This window comes from Streptomyces sp. TRM64462, assembly GCF_013362995.1.
Lineage (GTDB): Bacteria > Actinomycetota > Actinomycetes > Streptomycetales > Streptomycetaceae > Streptomyces.
Genome location: NZ_JABWDV010000394.1, coordinates 78,284 through 94,047 on the forward strand (window position 1 = coordinate 78,284; position 15,764 = coordinate 94,047).

Sequence of the window (15,764 nt, forward strand, 5' to 3'; positions counted from 1 at the left end):
CCATGCGTGGACGCAGGAACCGGGCAAGGACCGGCGGCAACAGACGACGAGGGACGGACGAGCGCGTGGCCGAGGCGGCAGACTTCCAGAGCAACCGTCGCTCTCCTGCCCGCCGGTGGGTGCGCCGCGCTGCCGTCGCCGTCGCCGGCGTGCCGCTGCTGGTGGGGCTGCTCCGGTTGCCCGCCGGGCCGGCCGCTGCCGCCGACGAGCCTTCCGGATCCCGCACGGTGGATGTGGCGCTGAACACCATCGCGCCCAGCGCGCCCGTGAAGGGCGACACCCTCACGCTGAGCGGCACCGTGACGAACAAGAGCAAGCGGACGGTGAACGACGCGCAGATCGACGTACGCCTCGGTGACCGGCTGTCCAGCCGCGGGGCCATCGAGGACGCCGCGCGGCGCACCGGCTTCTCGCAGGAGAAGGACGGCGGGGCCCTCGGCGGCCCGTACACCGTGAAGATCCCGAAGATCCCCGCGGGGATCAGCAAGGACTTCACTCTCGCCGTCCCCGTCGACAAGCTCGGCCTCGACGAGGACGGTGTCTATCAGCTCGGGGTGTCCCTGTCCGGGAAGCTCTCCGGCAACACGTACGGGCAGGTGCTCGGTGTCGAGCGGACGTTCCTGCCCTGGCAGCCCGACGCCACACGGAACAAGACGCAGATCACCATGCTGTGGCCGCTGATCTCCTCGGCCCACCTGTCCGCGGAGACCGGCTCCGACGACCAGCAGACCCCCGTCTTCGAGAGCGAGGACGACCTTGTCGCCGAGCTCGGTCCGGGCGGCCGGCTGGAGCGGCTGGTCGCGTTCGGCGCCGAGCTGCCCGTCACCTGGGTGATCGACCCGGACCTGCTGGCCACGGTCGACGCGATGACCCGCAGCTACCGGGTCAGGAGCGGCGACACGACCGTCGCGGGCAAGAACCAGGCCGTCGCCAAGCGATGGCTCAACGCCCTCGACAAGGCCGTCCAGGGCGACAAGGTGGTCGCCCTGCCGTACGGGGACCCGGACCTGGCATCCCTGGCCCACCGGGGCAAGCACGTCTCCGGCTCCCTCAGCCATCTGCGGCCCGCGACCCAGGTCTCCGAGTCCACCGTCGAGACGGTCCTCCACGTGAAACCGTCCGTCGACTTCTCCTGGCCCGTGGAGGGGGCGGTCGACCCGTCGATCGTCGACGTCGCCACGTCGGCCGGCGCCGACAAGGTGATCACGCGCAGCGACAGCATGCGGGAGGACCTCCCGTACACGCCCAACGCGGCCCGGCCCATCGGTGGCGGCACGACCGCCGTGGTGTCCGACGCCACCCTGTCCACAGCCTTCGAAGGCGACATGAGCCGGGCGGACACGTCGGCGCCGGCCGTGCAGCGGTTCCTGGCGCACACGCTGGCCGTCACCCAGGAGCAGCCGGGCAACGCACGCAGCATCGTGATCGCCCCGCAGCGGATGCCGACGGCGTCCCAGGCCCAGTCGATGGCGACCGCACTCGGCGCGCTCACGGCCCAGCGCTGGTCCCAGCCCGGTGATCTGATCGCCGCCGCCGCGGCCAAGCCCGACCCCAAGGCCACCACCCACGTCCCCGGCTCCGGAAAGTACCCAAAGCGGCTGCGGCAGAAGGAACTGCCCGTCGAGGCGTTCCAGCAGATCAAGACCACCCAGGAAGCCCTCGACAACTTCAAGGTCATCCTCACCGCCGCCCACCGCGTGGTGACGCCGTTCGGCAACGCCGTCAACCGCGAGATGTCGACGTCCTGGCGCGGCCGCCCGGCCGAGGCCGCCGCGTACGCGACGGGGGTGCAGGCCCATCTCAAGGACCTCACCAACGAGGTACAGCTGATCAAGAAGTCGGATCTCACGCTGTCCGGGCGCAGCGCGACGATCCCGGTGACCGTCCAGAACAAGCTCGTGCAGGGCGTCGACCATCTGGTGCTGCGCCTGGAGTCGTCGAAGCCGACGCGTCTGAAGCTCAACGACGACAAGGCCGTCGCCGAGCTGCCGGTGCGGATCGAGGGCGGGCACAGCCAGTCCGTGAAGTTCACGGCCTCCGCGAACGCCAACGGCCCGGTCACGATGACGGCACGGCTGTTCACGGAGGACGGGCGCCCCTACGGGCAGCCGATGCAGTTCACGGTAAAGGTCTCAGAGATCACCTCGACCGTGATGCTCGTCATCGCGGGAGGTGTCCTGCTCCTCGTCCTCGCGGGTGTCAGGATGTACAGCCAGCGCAAGCGCGCCGCGGCTCGGGAGGGCGCGGAGGACGGCGACCAGGACACCGCCGAGCGCGAGGACGCCGCCGAGGACGTGGACACCGAGCCGTCGGTCGCGGAGAGCGACGACCCGGTGCAGCCGAGTGACCCGGCGGTGGACACCGGACCGCAAAGCGCAGGCCCCTCGGGCCCGGGTGAGAAAGTGGACCGTTGAGCGATGTCGTGGCCGGTCGGCCGGGGACGATGAGGTGGGGTAACCATGAACGCGCCGTACGACGGTGACCGCGGCCCGGGCACGGGCGGCGACACCGCGCCTTCGGGCGGCACACCGCACGCACCCGTGCCGGGGCAGGTGCCACCCGCCGACCCACCGCCCCCGCAGGACCCCTACGTCCAGGACGCCTACGCCCACGACCCGTACCGGGCACAGGACCTGTCCGCGCAGGACCCGGTCGGCGAGGCCCTGTACGACCGTGCGGCTCACCCCCCGCCCCCGCCCGGCACGTACGAGGAACCCCGCCCGCTCTACCAGCAGCCCGCCGCACCCCAGCACGCCCCGGACCCGCGGGTGTGGGCCCAGACGCCGCCGCCCGAGCCCGACGGCCCGTCCCGGCACCTCCCGTACGGCGACGACGCCCGTACCGTCCAGTTCACGGGCGTCGACGACCTGGTGACCCATGCCGCCGACGAGAAGCCGGCCGCCGACGCCTTCGCGCACCTGTACCAGGACCAGCAGGTCCAGGGGCAGCCCACGGCCACGGCGCCCGCCGCCGTACCGGAGCCGGCCGAAGAGGCACCGCTCCCGCCGCCGAAGAAGTCCGGCAGACGGGCGTCGGGCCTGCTCAAGTCGAGCGCGGTGATGGCCGCCGGCACCCTCGTGTCCCGGCTCACCGGCTTCCTCCGCACCCTCGTCATCACCGGTGCCCTCGGCGCCGCGACCCTCGGTGACGCGTACACCGTCGCGTACACGCTGCCGACGATGATCTACATCCTGACGGTCGGCGGCGGTCTCAACTCCGTCTTCGTCCCGCAGCTCGTCCGCTCGATGAAGAACGACGAGGACGGCGGCGAGGCCTTCGCCAACCGGCTGCTGACGCTCGTCATGGTGGCGCTCGGCGCCATCGTCGCCGTCGCGGTGTTCATCGCGCCGCTCCTGATCCACGCGATGTCCCCGACCATCGCCAACGACCCCGACGCCAACAGCGTCGCCGTGACCTTCGCCCGCTTCTGTCTGCCCACGATCTTCTTCATGGGTGTGCACGTGGTGATGGGTCAGATCCTCAATGCCCGCGGCAAGTTCGGCGCGATGATGTGGACCCCGGTCCTCAACAACATCGTCATGATGACGACGTTCGGCCTGTTCATCTGGGTGTACGGCGCGTACTCCGAGACGAAGATGGGCGTGGACGTCATCCCCGACGAGGGTGTCCGGCTCCTCGGCATCGGCACGCTGCTCGGTCTGGTCGTCCAGGCCCTCGCGATGATCCCGTACCTGCGCGAGGCCGGCTTCCGTTTCCGGCCCCGCTTCGACTGGAAGGGCCAGGGGCTCGGCAAGACGGTCAAGCTCGCCAAGTGGACCGTCCTGTTCGTCCTCGCCAACCAGGCGGGCGTCGTGGTCGTCACCCAGCTCGCCACGGCGGCAGGCAAGGCCTCCGGCACCGGCGGCGCCGGCATCCTCGCCTACTCCAACGCCCAGCTCATCTGGGGCATGCCGCAGGCCATCATCACGGTCTCCGTCATGGCAGCTCTGCTCCCCCGCATCTCCCGCGCCGCCCACGACAACGACCCGGGCGCCGTCCGCGACGACATCTCGCAGGGCCTGCGCAACTCGGCCGTCGCCATCGTCCCCGTCGCCTTCGGGTTCCTGGCGCTGGGCGTCCCGATGTGCACCCTGCTGTACGCGTCCAGCGGCCTCGAGGCGGCCACCGGTATGGGCTTCATCCTCATGGCGTTCGGCCTCGGCCTCATCCCGTACTCGGTGCAGTACGTCGTCCTGCGCGGCTTCTACGCGTACGAGGACACGCGCACGCCCTTCTACAACACGGTGATCGTGGCGGCGGTCAACGCCGCCGCGTCCGCGGTCTGCTACGTCCTCCTCCCGGCCCGCTGGGCCGTCGTCGGCATGGCCGCGTCGTACGGACTGGCGTACATGGTCGGTGTCGGCGTCGCCTGGCGGCGGCTGCGCAACCGGCTCGGCGGCGACCTCGACGGCGCGCACGTCATCCGTACGTACGCCCGCCTCTGCATGGCGTCGCTCCCCGCCGCGCTGCTCGCCGGCGCCGTCGGCTTCGGCACCCTCTCCCTGCTCGGCAAGGACGCCCTGAGCTCGCTCGTCGCCCTCCTGGCCGGTGGCGTCGTCCTGCTCGCGGTGTTCTACGCGGCGGCCAGGAAGATGCGCATCGAGGAGCTCAACGCCATGGTGGGCATGGTGCGCGGCCGTCTGGGCCGCTAGAACAAGCGGCTGTAGCACAACCATCGCCGGCCATCGCGTGTCGTGCACAGCGGCGGACTGTGGGCACAATTGGCATGGCTGTTGGATATGGCGCATCGGATGGGGAGGCAGGAACGACGGTGGCGGAACGTAGCACGGCTGCCGTCGACGTGGCCGACAACAGCGGTGACGACCCGCTGACCGCCAAGGCGGACGCGACCACGGCCGACGGCGCGGCGGAGAAGCAGGATGCGGCGGACACGTCCGCCCGGACCACGGACGGCGAACGAGAAGCCGAGGAACAGCCCGCCATCACGACACCCGAACTGCACAGCGGCCACAAGCTGGCCCGGCGCTACCGGCTCGAGGAGTGCGTCACCCGTCTGGACGGTTTCAGCAGTTGGCGCGCCGTCGACGAGAAGCTGCGCCGCGCCGTCGGCATCCATGTCCTGCCCGCCGACCACCCCCGGGCCCGTTCGGTGCTGGCGGCGGCACGCTCCGCCGCCCTTCTGGGAGATCCCAGGTTCGTTCAGGTCCTGGACGCGGTCGAGGAGAACGACCTCGTCTACGTCGTGCACGAATGGCTGCCGGACGCCACGGAACTGACGACGCTGCTCGCCGCCGGCCCCTTGGAGCCGTACGACGCCTACCAGCTCGTCAGCCAGGTGTCCCAGGCCATGGCCGCAGCCCACCGCGAAGGCCTCGCCCATCTGCGGCTCACGCCCAGCGCCGTGCTGCGCACCTCTACCGGGCAGTACCGCATCCGCGGGCTCGCCGTGAACGCCGCCCTGCGCGGCATCCGCGCCGAGCGGCCGCAGCGCACCGACACCGAGTCGATCGGCGCCCTGCTGTACGCGGCACTCACCCAGCGGTGGCCGTACGAGAACGACGCCCACGGCCTGTCCGGGCTGCCCAAGGGCGTCGGCCTGATCGCCCCGGACCAGGTGCGGGCCGGTATCCACCGAGGGCTCTCGGAGCTCGCCATGCGCGCGCTGGCCAACGACGGCGCGACCGCGTCCCGGCAGGAACCCGCCTGCGCCACGCCCGACGAGCTGGCCAAGGCGGTCGCCGCGATGCCGCGCATCCGCCCGCCGGAGCCCGCGTTCCCGCCCCCGTCGGACTACCAGCGCACGACGTACCAGCAGGGCACGTACGGCCGGCCGCAGCAGCACCCGGGCGCCGTACCCACCCAGGCCGTCCCGATGCCGCCCCCGCCCCTGCAGAGCCGCACCGGCAAGGCCCTGAAGTGGGCGGTGTCCGCGCTCCTGATCGCCGCACTCGGCCTCGGAAGCTGGCAGATCGCCGACAGGCTCCTCGACAAGGACACCGCGCAGAACGAGCCCGGCTCCGGTCAGACGGCGGATCCCGGCGGCAGCGACGACAAGAAGCCCAAGGCACCCGTCGTTCTGCCCATCCAGGACGCCAAGGAGTACGCACCGGACAACAAACCGCAGAATGCCGCCGAGGTCGACCTGACCTACGACGACGACGACGGCAGCTACTGGCGAACGAAGTACTACTATGACGGCCCGGAACTGGAACCGACGGTCAAGCGTGGCGTCGGCATCGTCTATGACCTCGGCTCCGAAAAAGAGGTGACCGCCGCCTCGATAGGCCTGCGCCACGGGGGCGACCACACCACCATCACGCTGTACGCCGTCGACGCACTGTCCCCTTCCGGCTCTGTCGACGGCATGCAGAAGATCGCATCCGGGCGGACCAACGGCACCACCCTTCAGCTCTCCACCGACAAGCCGGTGAAGAGCCGGTACGTGCTTCTCTGGATGACGGCCATGCCTTACTCCGGTCAGGACGGCTACAGCAGCGAGGGCTATAAGCAGGGAATCACCGACGTGAAGTTCACCGGCTGACAGAAGGACGTGGGGAGGGGCTCACCGTTGGACGCTGCCGAACTACGGGGCACCACCGACCAGGAGCTGCTCGCTCGGCATGTCGCCGGCGATCCGGACGCCTTCGGGGAGCTTGTCCGCCGACACCGTGACCGGCTCTGGGCCGTCGCCCTCCGCACGCTGGGGGACCGCGAGGAGGCCGCAGACGCGGTTCAGGACGCGCTCGTCTCCGCCTTCCGGGCCGCCCACACCTTCCGCGGCCAGTCCGCCGTGACCACCTGGCTGCACCGCATCACCGTCAACGCGTGCCTGGACCGGGCGCGCAAGGCTGCCACCCGCAAGACCTCGCCGGTGGAGGACACGGAGCGGTTGGATCAACTGCTGGAGCCGCACGAGTCGGCGGAGGCGCCCGCCGAGCGTGAGGATCTGCACCGGGAGCTGCTGGCCGCACTGGCCAAGCTGCCCGCCGATCAGCGAGCCGCACTGGTCCTGGTCGACATGCAGGGCTATCCCGTCGCTGAGGCCGCTCGCATCCTCGACGTACCGACCGGGACAGTGAAGAGCCGCTGTGCGCGGGGCAGGGCCAGACTGCTTCCCATGCTCACTCATCTGCGTGGTGATACGGGGGGTAAGGGCGAGCTCGGAGGGGGAAGGAACCGGACGCCAGGGACATCCGTCCCACCTGCGTCGGGAGCACATGATGCAGGACCGCATGATCCTGCTGCTGTGAAGGGCGGAGGTGGACGCGCGTGACATCCACGGCCGACACGACTCAGCACCCTGAGATCTCGGAGATCTCCGACCTCACCGAGGGGATCCTGCCCCCGTCCCGTACGGCCGACGTGCGGCGTCACCTGGACACGTGCCCTCTCTGCGCCGATGTGCGCACCTCTCTGGAGGAGATCCGCGGGCTGCTCGGCACGCTTCCGGGCCCAGTCCGTATGCCCGCCGACATCGCGGAGCGGATCGACGCCGCACTCGCCGCGGAAGCGCTGCTCGACGCCACAGCGCCGCAGGACGCCGCCGATGTTTCACGTGAAACCGTGGCGCCCGCGCCCAGGCCGCCGGCGGTCGGCGTCACCAGCGAGCCCCGGAGCCCGGCCCCCGCGGACACGCCCGGCGGGCGCCCACCGGGCCGCTCCTCCGCCGCGGATGCGCCCGGCGGGCGCCCACCGGGCCGCTCCTCCGCCGCGACGGGGCCCGGCCGGAGACCGTCCGTGCGGCGGCGCAGGCGCACGATCCTCAGCGCGGTGTGCGGCCTGGCGGCCGTCGGTCTGGGCGTCGTCCTGTTCCAGGGCCTCAGCCCCACCGGGGACGAGCCGACGGCGCAGAAGGCCGACACGGCGATCAGCGAAAGCCAGGCTGTCCGGTTCTCGGGGCACGACGTCGCCGACAAGGTCCGGGCTCTCCTCGCCGCCGACCAGGGCACCAAGTCGCCTCGGATGCAGCCCGGCGTCGAGAGGGAGTCGGTGGACCCGGGCCATACGCTGCGATCCACCGAGGTCCAGGTGCCGCCCTGCGTGCAGCAGGGCATCGGGCGCACCGAGCAGCCGCTGGCCGGGGAGCTCGGTGACTTCCGGGGACGGCCCGCCTATCTGGTGGTGCTGCCCCGCCCCGGCGCCGACACACAGGTCGATGTCTACATCGTGGACACGTCCTGTGCGACGTCTCCCGCAGGCAACAGCCCTGCGGACGTGCTGCTCAAGCAGACCTACCCCCGTACCTGACGGACGCGCCCCGGAGCCACTCGGACACAGCGGGAATGCATGCCCCTTAGGATCCGTTGGGTGGGGTGAGAGTTCTTGACCCGGCCCCGGTAGGCAGTAGGCAGTCTGCAGAGACGAGGAAGAAACCCGTGAGCGACGTCCGCAACGTGATCATCATTGGCTCCGGGCCCGCCGGTTACACGGCAGCGCTCTACACGGCGCGCGCGTCGCTGAAGCCGCTGGTCTTCGAAGGAGCCGTCACCGCCGGTGGCGCCCTCATGAACACGACCGACGTGGAGAACTTCCCCGGATTCCGTGACGGCATCATGGGCCCCGACCTCATGGACAACATGCGGGCCCAGGCCGAGCGCTTCGGCGCCGAGCTCGTCCCGGACGATGTCGTCTCCGTCGACCTCACCGGCGACATCAAGACCGTCACGGACACCGCCGGCACTGTGCACCGGGCCAAGGCGGTCATCGTGACGACGGGCTCCCAGCACCGCAAGCTCGGTCTGCCGAACGAGGACGCGCTCTCCGGGCGCGGCGTCTCCTGGTGCGCGACCTGCGACGGCTTCTTCTTCAAGGACCAGGACATCGCGGTGGTCGGCGGTGGCGACACCGCCATGGAGGAGGCGACCTTCCTGTCGCGCTTCGCCAAGTCCGTGACGGTGGTGCACCGCCGGGACACCCTGCGGGCCTCCAAGGCCATGCAGGAACGGGCCTTCGCCGACCCGAAGATCTCGTTCGCCTGGGACAGCGAGGTCGCCGAGATCCATGGCGAGCAGAAGCTCACCGGCCTGACCCTCCGCAACACCAAGTCGGGCGAGACCTCGGAGCTTCCGGTGACCGGCCTGTTCATCGCCGTCGGCCACGACCCGCGCACCGAGCTGTTCAAGGGCCAGCTGGAGCTGGACGACGAGGGCTACCTGAAGGTTGACGCGCCGTCCACGCGCACCAACCTGACGGGTGTCTTCGCAGCAGGTGACGTCGTCGACCACACCTACCGCCAGGCCATCACGGCCGCCGGCACGGGCTGCTCGGCCGCGCTCGACGCCGAGCGCTTCCTGGCCGCGCTCGCCGACACGGAGAAGCTGGCCGAGCCCGAGAAGACGCCCGCAGTCTGATTCCGTTCCCCACCCAACACCCCACGAAGACGAAGGAGGCCGCCGTGGCCGGCGACCTGAAGAATGTGACCGACGCCTCGTTCGAGCAGGACGTCCTGAAGAGCGACAAGCCCGTACTGGTCGACTTCTGGGCGGCCTGGTGCGGTCCGTGCCGTCAGATCGCGCCGTCGCTGAAGGCGATCGCGGACGAGTACGGGGACCAGATCGAGGTCGTCAAGCTCAACATCGACGAGAACCCCGCCACGGCTGCCAAGTACGGCGTCATGTCGATCCCCACCCTGAACGTCTACCAGGGCGGTGAGGTCGCCAAGACGATCGTCGGCGCGAAGCCGAAGGCCGCGATCGTGCGCGACCTGGAGGGCTTCATCAGCACCGAGAACGCCACGGCCTGAGGCAGCTCCTGTTTCACGTGAAACGATGTTTCACGTGAAACACGAACGGCCCATCCCTTCGGGGGTGGGCCGTTTTCGTTTCCCCTACGTCATAGCGGACGCAGCGCGGGCTCCTTCTGTACGGCACCCAGCAGGCGGTCCAGGGCCAGCTCGACGTCTTCTTTCCACGACAGCGTGGAGCGCAGTTCCAGCCTGAGCCGCGGATAGGCGTGGTGAGGACGGACCGTCTTGAAGCCCACGGCGAGCAGATGGTCGGCCGGCAGGACACACGCCGGTTCCTTCCAGCGGGCGTCACCGAACGCCTCGATGGCCTTGAAGCCCCGGCGCAGCAGATCCTTGGCGACGGTCTGCACCATCACCCGGCCCAGCCCCTGCCCCTGGTGCCCCGGTGTGATCCAGGCCGTCATCAGCTGTACGGCATCGGAGGACACGGGGCTGGTGGGGAACGCCATGGACCGGGGCACATACGCGGGCGGCGCGTACAGCACGTACCCGACCGGCACCTCGTCCACGTAGACGACGCGGCCGCACGAACCCCAGTCGAGGAGAACGGCGGAGATCCACGCCTCCTTCTCCAGCTCCGGCGTACCCGCCTTTACCGCTGCTTCTCCGCTGACGGGGTCGAGCTCCCAGAAGACGCAGGTGCGGCAGCGCTTGGGGAGGTCCGGAAGGTTGTCCAACGTGAGCGGTACGAGCCGTCGCCCCATGAAGGCTGTTCCTCACTTCCTTCGCCTGCCGCGCCACGGGCGGCCGTGAGCGCGCTCCGTTCCCGGAGGAGACTGCCGATGAATCCGCCGACCACTCCGAGTCCCAGACCTGCGGTCAGCAGTTGGCCGCGGCTCACCTCGCGCATGGTCTGGCTCTCCCTCCACGATGGTTCGTGCGGATGCGCATACCCGAACGCATCGTATCGATCGGGTGATGACTCGCATACGGGAAAAGGTCAAAGGGCGGACCTCAATCCGATGAACACCGGAATGGAGATCCGCCCCTACGTCCTGGCCGTGTGCGGGATCAGTCCTCGCCGTCCGTGGTCGCCTCTTCGGACAGGCCCCGTTCCAGGACCCGCCCCGCATCGGGGGCGAGGGTGCCGAGGATCCGGTTCAGGTCCTCCATCGAGGCGAACTCGACAACGATCTTGCCCTTCTTCTGGCCGAGATCGACCTTCACCCGGGTCTCGAAGCGGTCCGAGAGGTGCGAGGCGAGCTCACCGAGTGCCGGAGACACCCGGCTGCCGGCCCGTGGGCCCTTCGCCTTCGGCGCCTTACGGGGCTCGGAGGCCATCAGCGTCACGATCTCCTCGACCGCGCGCACCGACAGGCCTTCGGCGACGATGCGATACGCCAGCTTGTCCTGCGCCTCCGGGTCGTCGACCGACAGCAGCGCCCGGGCGTGGCCGGCCGACAGGACCCCGGCCGCGACCCTGCGCTGCACGGGCGGCGACAGCCGCAGCAGGCGCAGTGTGTTGGAGACCTGGGGGCGGGACCGTCCGATCCGGTCCGCCAGCTGGTCATGAGTGCAGTTGAAGTCCCTCAGCAGCTGGTCGTAGGCGGCCGCCTCTTCCAGCGGGTTCAGCTGCGCCCGGTGGAGGTTCTCCAGGAGGGCGTCCAGCAGCAGCTTCTCGTCCTCGGTGGCGCGGACGATCGCCGGGATACGGTCCAGGCCGGCTTCGCGGCATGCCCTCCAGCGGCGCTCACCCATGATGAGCTCGTATCGCTCGGGGGCCACCTGCCGTACGACGACGGGCTGGAGCAGGCCTACCTCCTGGATGGAGGTCACCAGCTCGGCCAGCGCGTCTTCGTCGAAGACCTCACGAGGCTGGCGGGGGTTGGGGGTGATGGCGTCCAGCGGCAGCTCCGCGAAGTGCGCTCCCGCCGGCACCTCCGGGAGGGACTCGGCCTCGGTCTGCTCGGGCAGCGACAGACCACGGTCCTCCGGCACGGACGGTGCCTGGGGCAGTGTCGCCACCTTCGCGGCGGCCACGCCCCGTTCACCGGCGAGTACCGGAACCGCGCCGGGCGACGTGGATCCCGTCCCCACCGCAGGCGTCTGCCTCTCCTGAGGGGCGGCGGGGATCAGGGCACCCAGCCCACGCCCCAGCCCCCTACGTCGCTCTTTCACTGGATCCCCTCCGACATGCTGTGCTGACTGTGCTGATGCTGCTGGGCGCCCGGGTGGGCGTGCTGGGCGTCGTAGTGGACGCCGACTCCGCGCAGGGCGATCTCACGGGCGGCCTCCAGATAGGAGAGCGCACCGCTGGAACCCGGGTCGTAGGTGAGCACCGTCTGCCCGTAGCTCGGGGCCTCCGAGATCCGGACGGACCGCGGAATGCTGGTGCGCAGGACCTCGTCCCCGAAGTGGTTGCGCACCTCATCGGCGACCTGCGACGCGAGCCTGGTCCGGCCGTCGTACATGGTGAGCAGGATCGTCGACACATGGAGGCCGGGATTGAGGTGGCCCCGCACGAGGTCGACGTTCCGCAGCAGCTGACCGAGGCCCTCCAGCGCGTAGTACTCGCACTGGATGGGGATGAGCACCTCGGCGCCGGCCACCAGGGCGTTGACCGTGAGCAGACCCAGGGACGGCGGGCAGTCGATGAGGATGTAGTCCAGCGGCTGCTCGTACGCCTGGATCGCCCGCTGCAGTCGACTCTCCCGCGCCACCAGCGACACCAGCTCGATCTCCGCACCGGCGAGATCGATGGTGGCCGGGGCGCAGAAGAGGCCTTCGACGTCCTGGACGGGCTGGACCACATCGGAGAGCGGCTTGCTCTCCACCAGGACGTCGTAGATCGAGGGCACTTCGGCGTGGTGGTCGATACCGAGGGCCGTGGAGGCGTTGCCCTGAGGGTCGAGGTCGACCACCAGGACCCGTGCGCCGTGAAGGGCCAGCGAGGCCGCGAGGTTGACCGTCGTGGTCGTCTTCCCCACGCCGCCCTTCTGATTGGCGACGACCATGACGCGGGTGTGCTCGGGACGGGGGAGGCCTTCACCGGCCCGGCCCAGAGCCTGTACCGCCAGCTGGGCAGCCCTGCCGATGGGGGTGTCGTCCACCGGGGGGTGTGTTTCACGTGAAACATCGCCCCCGGGCGATTCGGTGCGGGGACCAGGGACCGGATCGGTCATCGGCCCCGCGATGTTGGCGTCGGACCGCAAGGATTCACTCTCCTCGGCTTCAGGCTCACGATGAACAGAGCCTGCCATGCTTTCGGGGTCGTGAACCAGCGAGGCCCGGGCTTCTGTGGAGGAATCCACTTCTGTGGACAACTCTGTAGCCCCTACGGGGGGCCTGCGGTGTCGTGGGGTGGCGGCAGCACGGCCGCGGCTGATGATTCCCTGCAGCAGTGAGCGACGTTTCACGTGAAACACGATGCACGCGCCGCAGGGTCAGGCCGTCACGACACTCCGAAATAGGTACGTATGAGGATCAAACCAAACGCCGGTCCGCCAGCCCTGTGACGGACCGCCGAGATGGCCTCAGCGTCGGCGCCGTGAGGTCCTGGCCGCCTTGGCCCGCTTTGCCGCGAACCTGACGCCGCCGGGGCTCTCCCCCACCTCGACCCGTACGACGGTCGACAGGGGGTCGACCACACCTTCGCCGACGTGCAGCACGGAGGTGCTGACGACGCCCAGCTTGCTGAGGGCGGCGCGGGCTGCCTGGATCTCCTCCTCGGCGGTGTCGCCCTTGAGGGCCAGCATCTCGCCGTACGGGCGCAGGAGCGGCACACCCCAACCGGCGAGCCGGTCGAGGGGTGCCACGGCACGGGCCGTTACGACATGGACGGGCGGCAGCTTGCCGAGCATCTCCTCGGCGCGACCGCGCGCGACGGTCACATGGTCCAGGCCGAGCAGCTCGACGACCTCCTGGAGGAAGTTCGTCCGGCGCAGCAGCGGCTCCAGCAGGGTGATCTTCAGGTCCGGACGCACCAGTGCCAGCGGGATACCGGGCAAGCCGGCGCCGGAGCCCACGTCGCAGACGGTGACACCCTCGGGCACGACCTCGGAGAGGACGGCGCAGTTCAGCAGATGCCTTTCCCACAGCCGTGGCACCTCACGGGGGCCGATCAGCCCACGCTTGACCCCCGCGTCCGCGAGCAACTCCGCGTAACGGACCGCCTCCGGGAAGAACTCACCGAAGACCGTCCGCGCCTCCTGGGGCGCAGGGGGAAGTTCCTCTGCCTCCGACACGGGAACCGTCCTTCCGTACCGCACTACCGCACTGGGTGGGTGGCTGACTATTCAGGCTGACAAAGATCGGCCCCGCCTGCGCACAGACGGGGCCGACACAACAAGAGGTCAGGCAGGGAGCACGACGACGAAGCGCTGCGGCTCCTCGCCCTCGGACTCGCTGCGCAGGCCGGCGGCGGCGACCGCGTCGTGCACGACCTTGCGCTCGAAGGGGCTCATCGGCTTGAGCTGCACCGGCTCGCCGGTGCTCTTGACCTCGTCCGCGGCCTTGACGCCCAGCTCGGTGAGCTCGGCGCGCTTACGGGCCCGGAAGCCGGCGATGTCCAGCATGAGACGGCTGCGGTCCCCGGTCTCCCGGTGCACGGCGAGACGCGTCAGCTCCTGCAGCGCCTCCAGCACCTCACCGTCGCGGCCCACGAGCTTCTGCAGGTCGCGGCTGGCCGCGTCGCTGATGATCGAGACCGCGGCGCGGTCCCCCTCGACGTCCATGTCGATGTCGCCGTCGAGGTCGGCGATGTCGAGCAGGCCCTCGAGGTAGTCAGCCGCGATCTCGCCCTCCTGCTCCAGGCGGGTCAGGGTGTCGCCACCCTCGGCGGCGGACGTGGTGCCTTCCGTCACGGATGGACTCCTTCTTACTTCTTGGACGACGGGTGCTTGGGCCGCTGCTGGCCCTTGCGCTGTCCGGACTTGGCTTGACGGGCGGAGCCTGAGGACGCCTTGCCCTGCTGCTGGTTCCCCCCGGCCTTCGGCTCCTCGGCCTTCTTCTCCAGGGAGGGCTTGGCGGCGCCCGGCTGGGCGGCGGCGGCCTGGCGCTTGGCCTTGGTCTGGCGCTTGGGCTGCTGGCGCCTGGCCGCGGCGGCCTCCGCCTCGGCGACCGCGGGGTCGACCTTCTGCACGGTGCCGTCGGCCTGGGCCGTGAAGCCCTGCTTGCCGAGGGCGGTGATGAAGCGGCGCTCGTTCTCGTTGCGGTCCGGGCCCTTGGCGACGATCGCCTGGAGGACGTTGCGCTTGCGCCGGCCGCGCACCTCGCCGTGGTGGGAGATGCTCTTGAGGAGCCGCTGCAGGTAGTGGTCCTGGGCCTGGCTGCCCGGCGTCGGGTTCTGGTTGATCACGTACATCTGCTGGCCCATGGTCCACACGTTGGTGGTGAGCCAGTAGACGAGGACACCGACGGGGAAGTTGATGCCCATCACGGCGAAGATGATCGGGAAGATGTACATCAGCATCTTCTGCTGCTGCATGTACGGGGTCTTCACGGTCAGGTCGACGTTCTTCTGCATCAGCTGGCGCTGCGTGAAGAACTGCGACGCCGACATCAGCACGATCATCACGGCGGTGACGACACGGACGTCCGTCAGGGAGGCGTTGAGGGCCTGGACCGTACCCGGGTCGTCCATGAACTTCGCGGCGATCGGGGCCCCGAAGATGTGCGCCTCACGGGCGCTGTCGACCAGGTTCTGGTTGAGGCTGCCGATGGTGTCACCGGAAGCGATCTTGCTCAGTACGTGGTAGAGCGCGAAGAAGAACGGCGACTGCAGAAGGATGGGGAGGCACGAGGAGAGCGGGTTCGTGCCCGTCTCCTTGTACAGCTTCATCATCTCTTCGGACTGACGCTGCCGGTCGTTCTTGTAGCGCTCCTGGATCGCCTTCATCTTCGGCTGGAGCGCCTGCATGTTCCGCATCGACTTGATCTGCTTCACGAAGAGCGGGATCAGACAGATGCGGATGACGATCACCAGGGACACGATGGACAGACCCCAGGCCCAGCCCGTGTCGGCCCCGAAGATCGCTCCGTACAGCTTGTGGAACTGGACGATGATCCACGAGACGGGTCCCGTGATGAAGCTGAACAGATTTCCAATCGTGTCCACTAA

General features: G+C 69.6%; 13 protein-coding genes. 7 read left to right on the top strand and 6 right to left on the bottom strand.

Annotation, left to right across the window (positions count from 1 at the left end):
• Positions 1 to 65: 65 nt before the first annotated feature.
• The 7 genes from HTZ82_RS22880 to trxA all read left to right on the top strand — a co-directional run bounded on the left by HTZ82_RS22880 (position 66) and on the right by trxA (position 9,703).
• Complete coding sequence (locus HTZ82_RS22880) at positions 66 to 2,414, top strand: DUF6049 family protein (protein WP_175411331.1); 2,349 nt, start codon at positions 66 to 68, stop codon at positions 2,412 to 2,414.
• Between the two features lie 45 nt (positions 2,415 to 2,459).
• Positions 2,460 to 4,652, top strand: a complete 2,193-nt coding sequence (gene murJ / locus HTZ82_RS22885) for a murein biosynthesis integral membrane protein MurJ (RefSeq protein WP_175411332.1) — start codon at positions 2,460 to 2,462, stop codon at positions 4,650 to 4,652.
• Between the two features lie 119 nt (positions 4,653 to 4,771).
• The gene (locus HTZ82_RS22890; protein WP_175411333.1) at positions 4,772 to 6,502 is read left to right on the top strand and encodes a protein kinase family protein; all 1,731 of its coding nucleotides are present in this window, start codon (positions 4,772 to 4,774) and stop codon (positions 6,500 to 6,502) included.
• 27 nt (positions 6,503 to 6,529) lie between these two features.
• Positions 6,530 to 7,234 carry an RNA polymerase sigma factor SigM gene (gene sigM / locus HTZ82_RS22895; RefSeq protein ID WP_175411334.1) on the top strand — a complete coding sequence of 235 codons (705 nt, stop codon included), beginning with the start codon at positions 6,530 to 6,532 and terminating at the stop codon, positions 7,232 to 7,234.
• Positions 7,231 to 8,208, top strand: a complete 978-nt coding sequence (locus HTZ82_RS22900; RefSeq protein WP_175411335.1) for an anti-sigma factor — start codon at positions 7,231 to 7,233, stop codon at positions 8,206 to 8,208. Before sigM ends, HTZ82_RS22900 begins: the two co-directional genes overlap by 4 nt.
• A 128-nt stretch (positions 8,209 to 8,336) precedes the next feature.
• Positions 8,337 to 9,311 carry a thioredoxin-disulfide reductase gene (trxB, locus tag HTZ82_RS22905; RefSeq protein ID WP_175411336.1) on the top strand — a complete coding sequence of 325 codons (975 nt, stop codon included), beginning with the start codon at positions 8,337 to 8,339 and terminating at the stop codon, positions 9,309 to 9,311.
• A gap of 44 nt (positions 9,312 to 9,355) precedes the next feature.
• Positions 9,356 to 9,703, top strand: a complete 348-nt coding sequence (gene trxA, locus HTZ82_RS22910) for a thioredoxin (protein WP_175411337.1) — start codon at positions 9,356 to 9,358, stop codon at positions 9,701 to 9,703.
• 89 nt (positions 9,704 to 9,792) lie between these two features.
• On the opposite strand, the gene HTZ82_RS22915 is transcribed toward trxA, so the two are convergent.
• From HTZ82_RS22915 to yidC, 6 genes are all read right to left on the bottom strand, one after another.
• Positions 9,793 to 10,410, bottom strand: coding sequence for a GNAT family N-acetyltransferase (locus HTZ82_RS22915; protein ID WP_175411338.1), 618 nt, complete (start codon positions 10,408 to 10,410; stop codon positions 9,793 to 9,795).
• A 307-nt stretch (positions 10,411 to 10,717) separates the two neighbouring features.
• Positions 10,718 to 11,824 (bottom strand): ParB/RepB/Spo0J family partition protein, encoded by a 1,107-nt coding sequence (locus HTZ82_RS22920; RefSeq protein ID WP_175411339.1) that lies wholly within the window; start codon positions 11,822 to 11,824, stop codon positions 10,718 to 10,720.
• Positions 11,821 to 12,906: a ParA family protein gene (locus HTZ82_RS22925; protein WP_175411340.1), complete on the bottom strand. Its 1,086-nt coding sequence runs from the start codon at positions 12,904 to 12,906 to the stop codon at positions 11,821 to 11,823. The genes HTZ82_RS22920 and HTZ82_RS22925 overlap by 4 nt, the downstream gene beginning before the upstream one ends.
• Positions 12,907 to 13,179: 273 nt before the next feature.
• Complete coding sequence (gene rsmG / locus HTZ82_RS22930) at positions 13,180 to 13,914, bottom strand: 16S rRNA (guanine(527)-N(7))-methyltransferase RsmG (protein WP_375540852.1); 735 nt, start codon at positions 13,912 to 13,914, stop codon at positions 13,180 to 13,182.
• Positions 13,915 to 13,998: 84 nt separating this feature from the next.
• Complete coding sequence (locus tag HTZ82_RS22935; RefSeq protein WP_175411342.1) at positions 13,999 to 14,508, bottom strand: R3H domain-containing nucleic acid-binding protein; 510 nt, start codon at positions 14,506 to 14,508, stop codon at positions 13,999 to 14,001.
• A gap of 14 nt (positions 14,509 to 14,522) precedes the next feature.
• A complete protein-coding gene (gene yidC / locus HTZ82_RS22940) occupies positions 14,523 to 15,761 on the bottom strand; it encodes a membrane protein insertase YidC (RefSeq protein ID WP_175411343.1) in 1,239 nt (412 codons plus the stop codon).
• Positions 15,762 to 15,764: the final 3 nt, after the last annotated feature.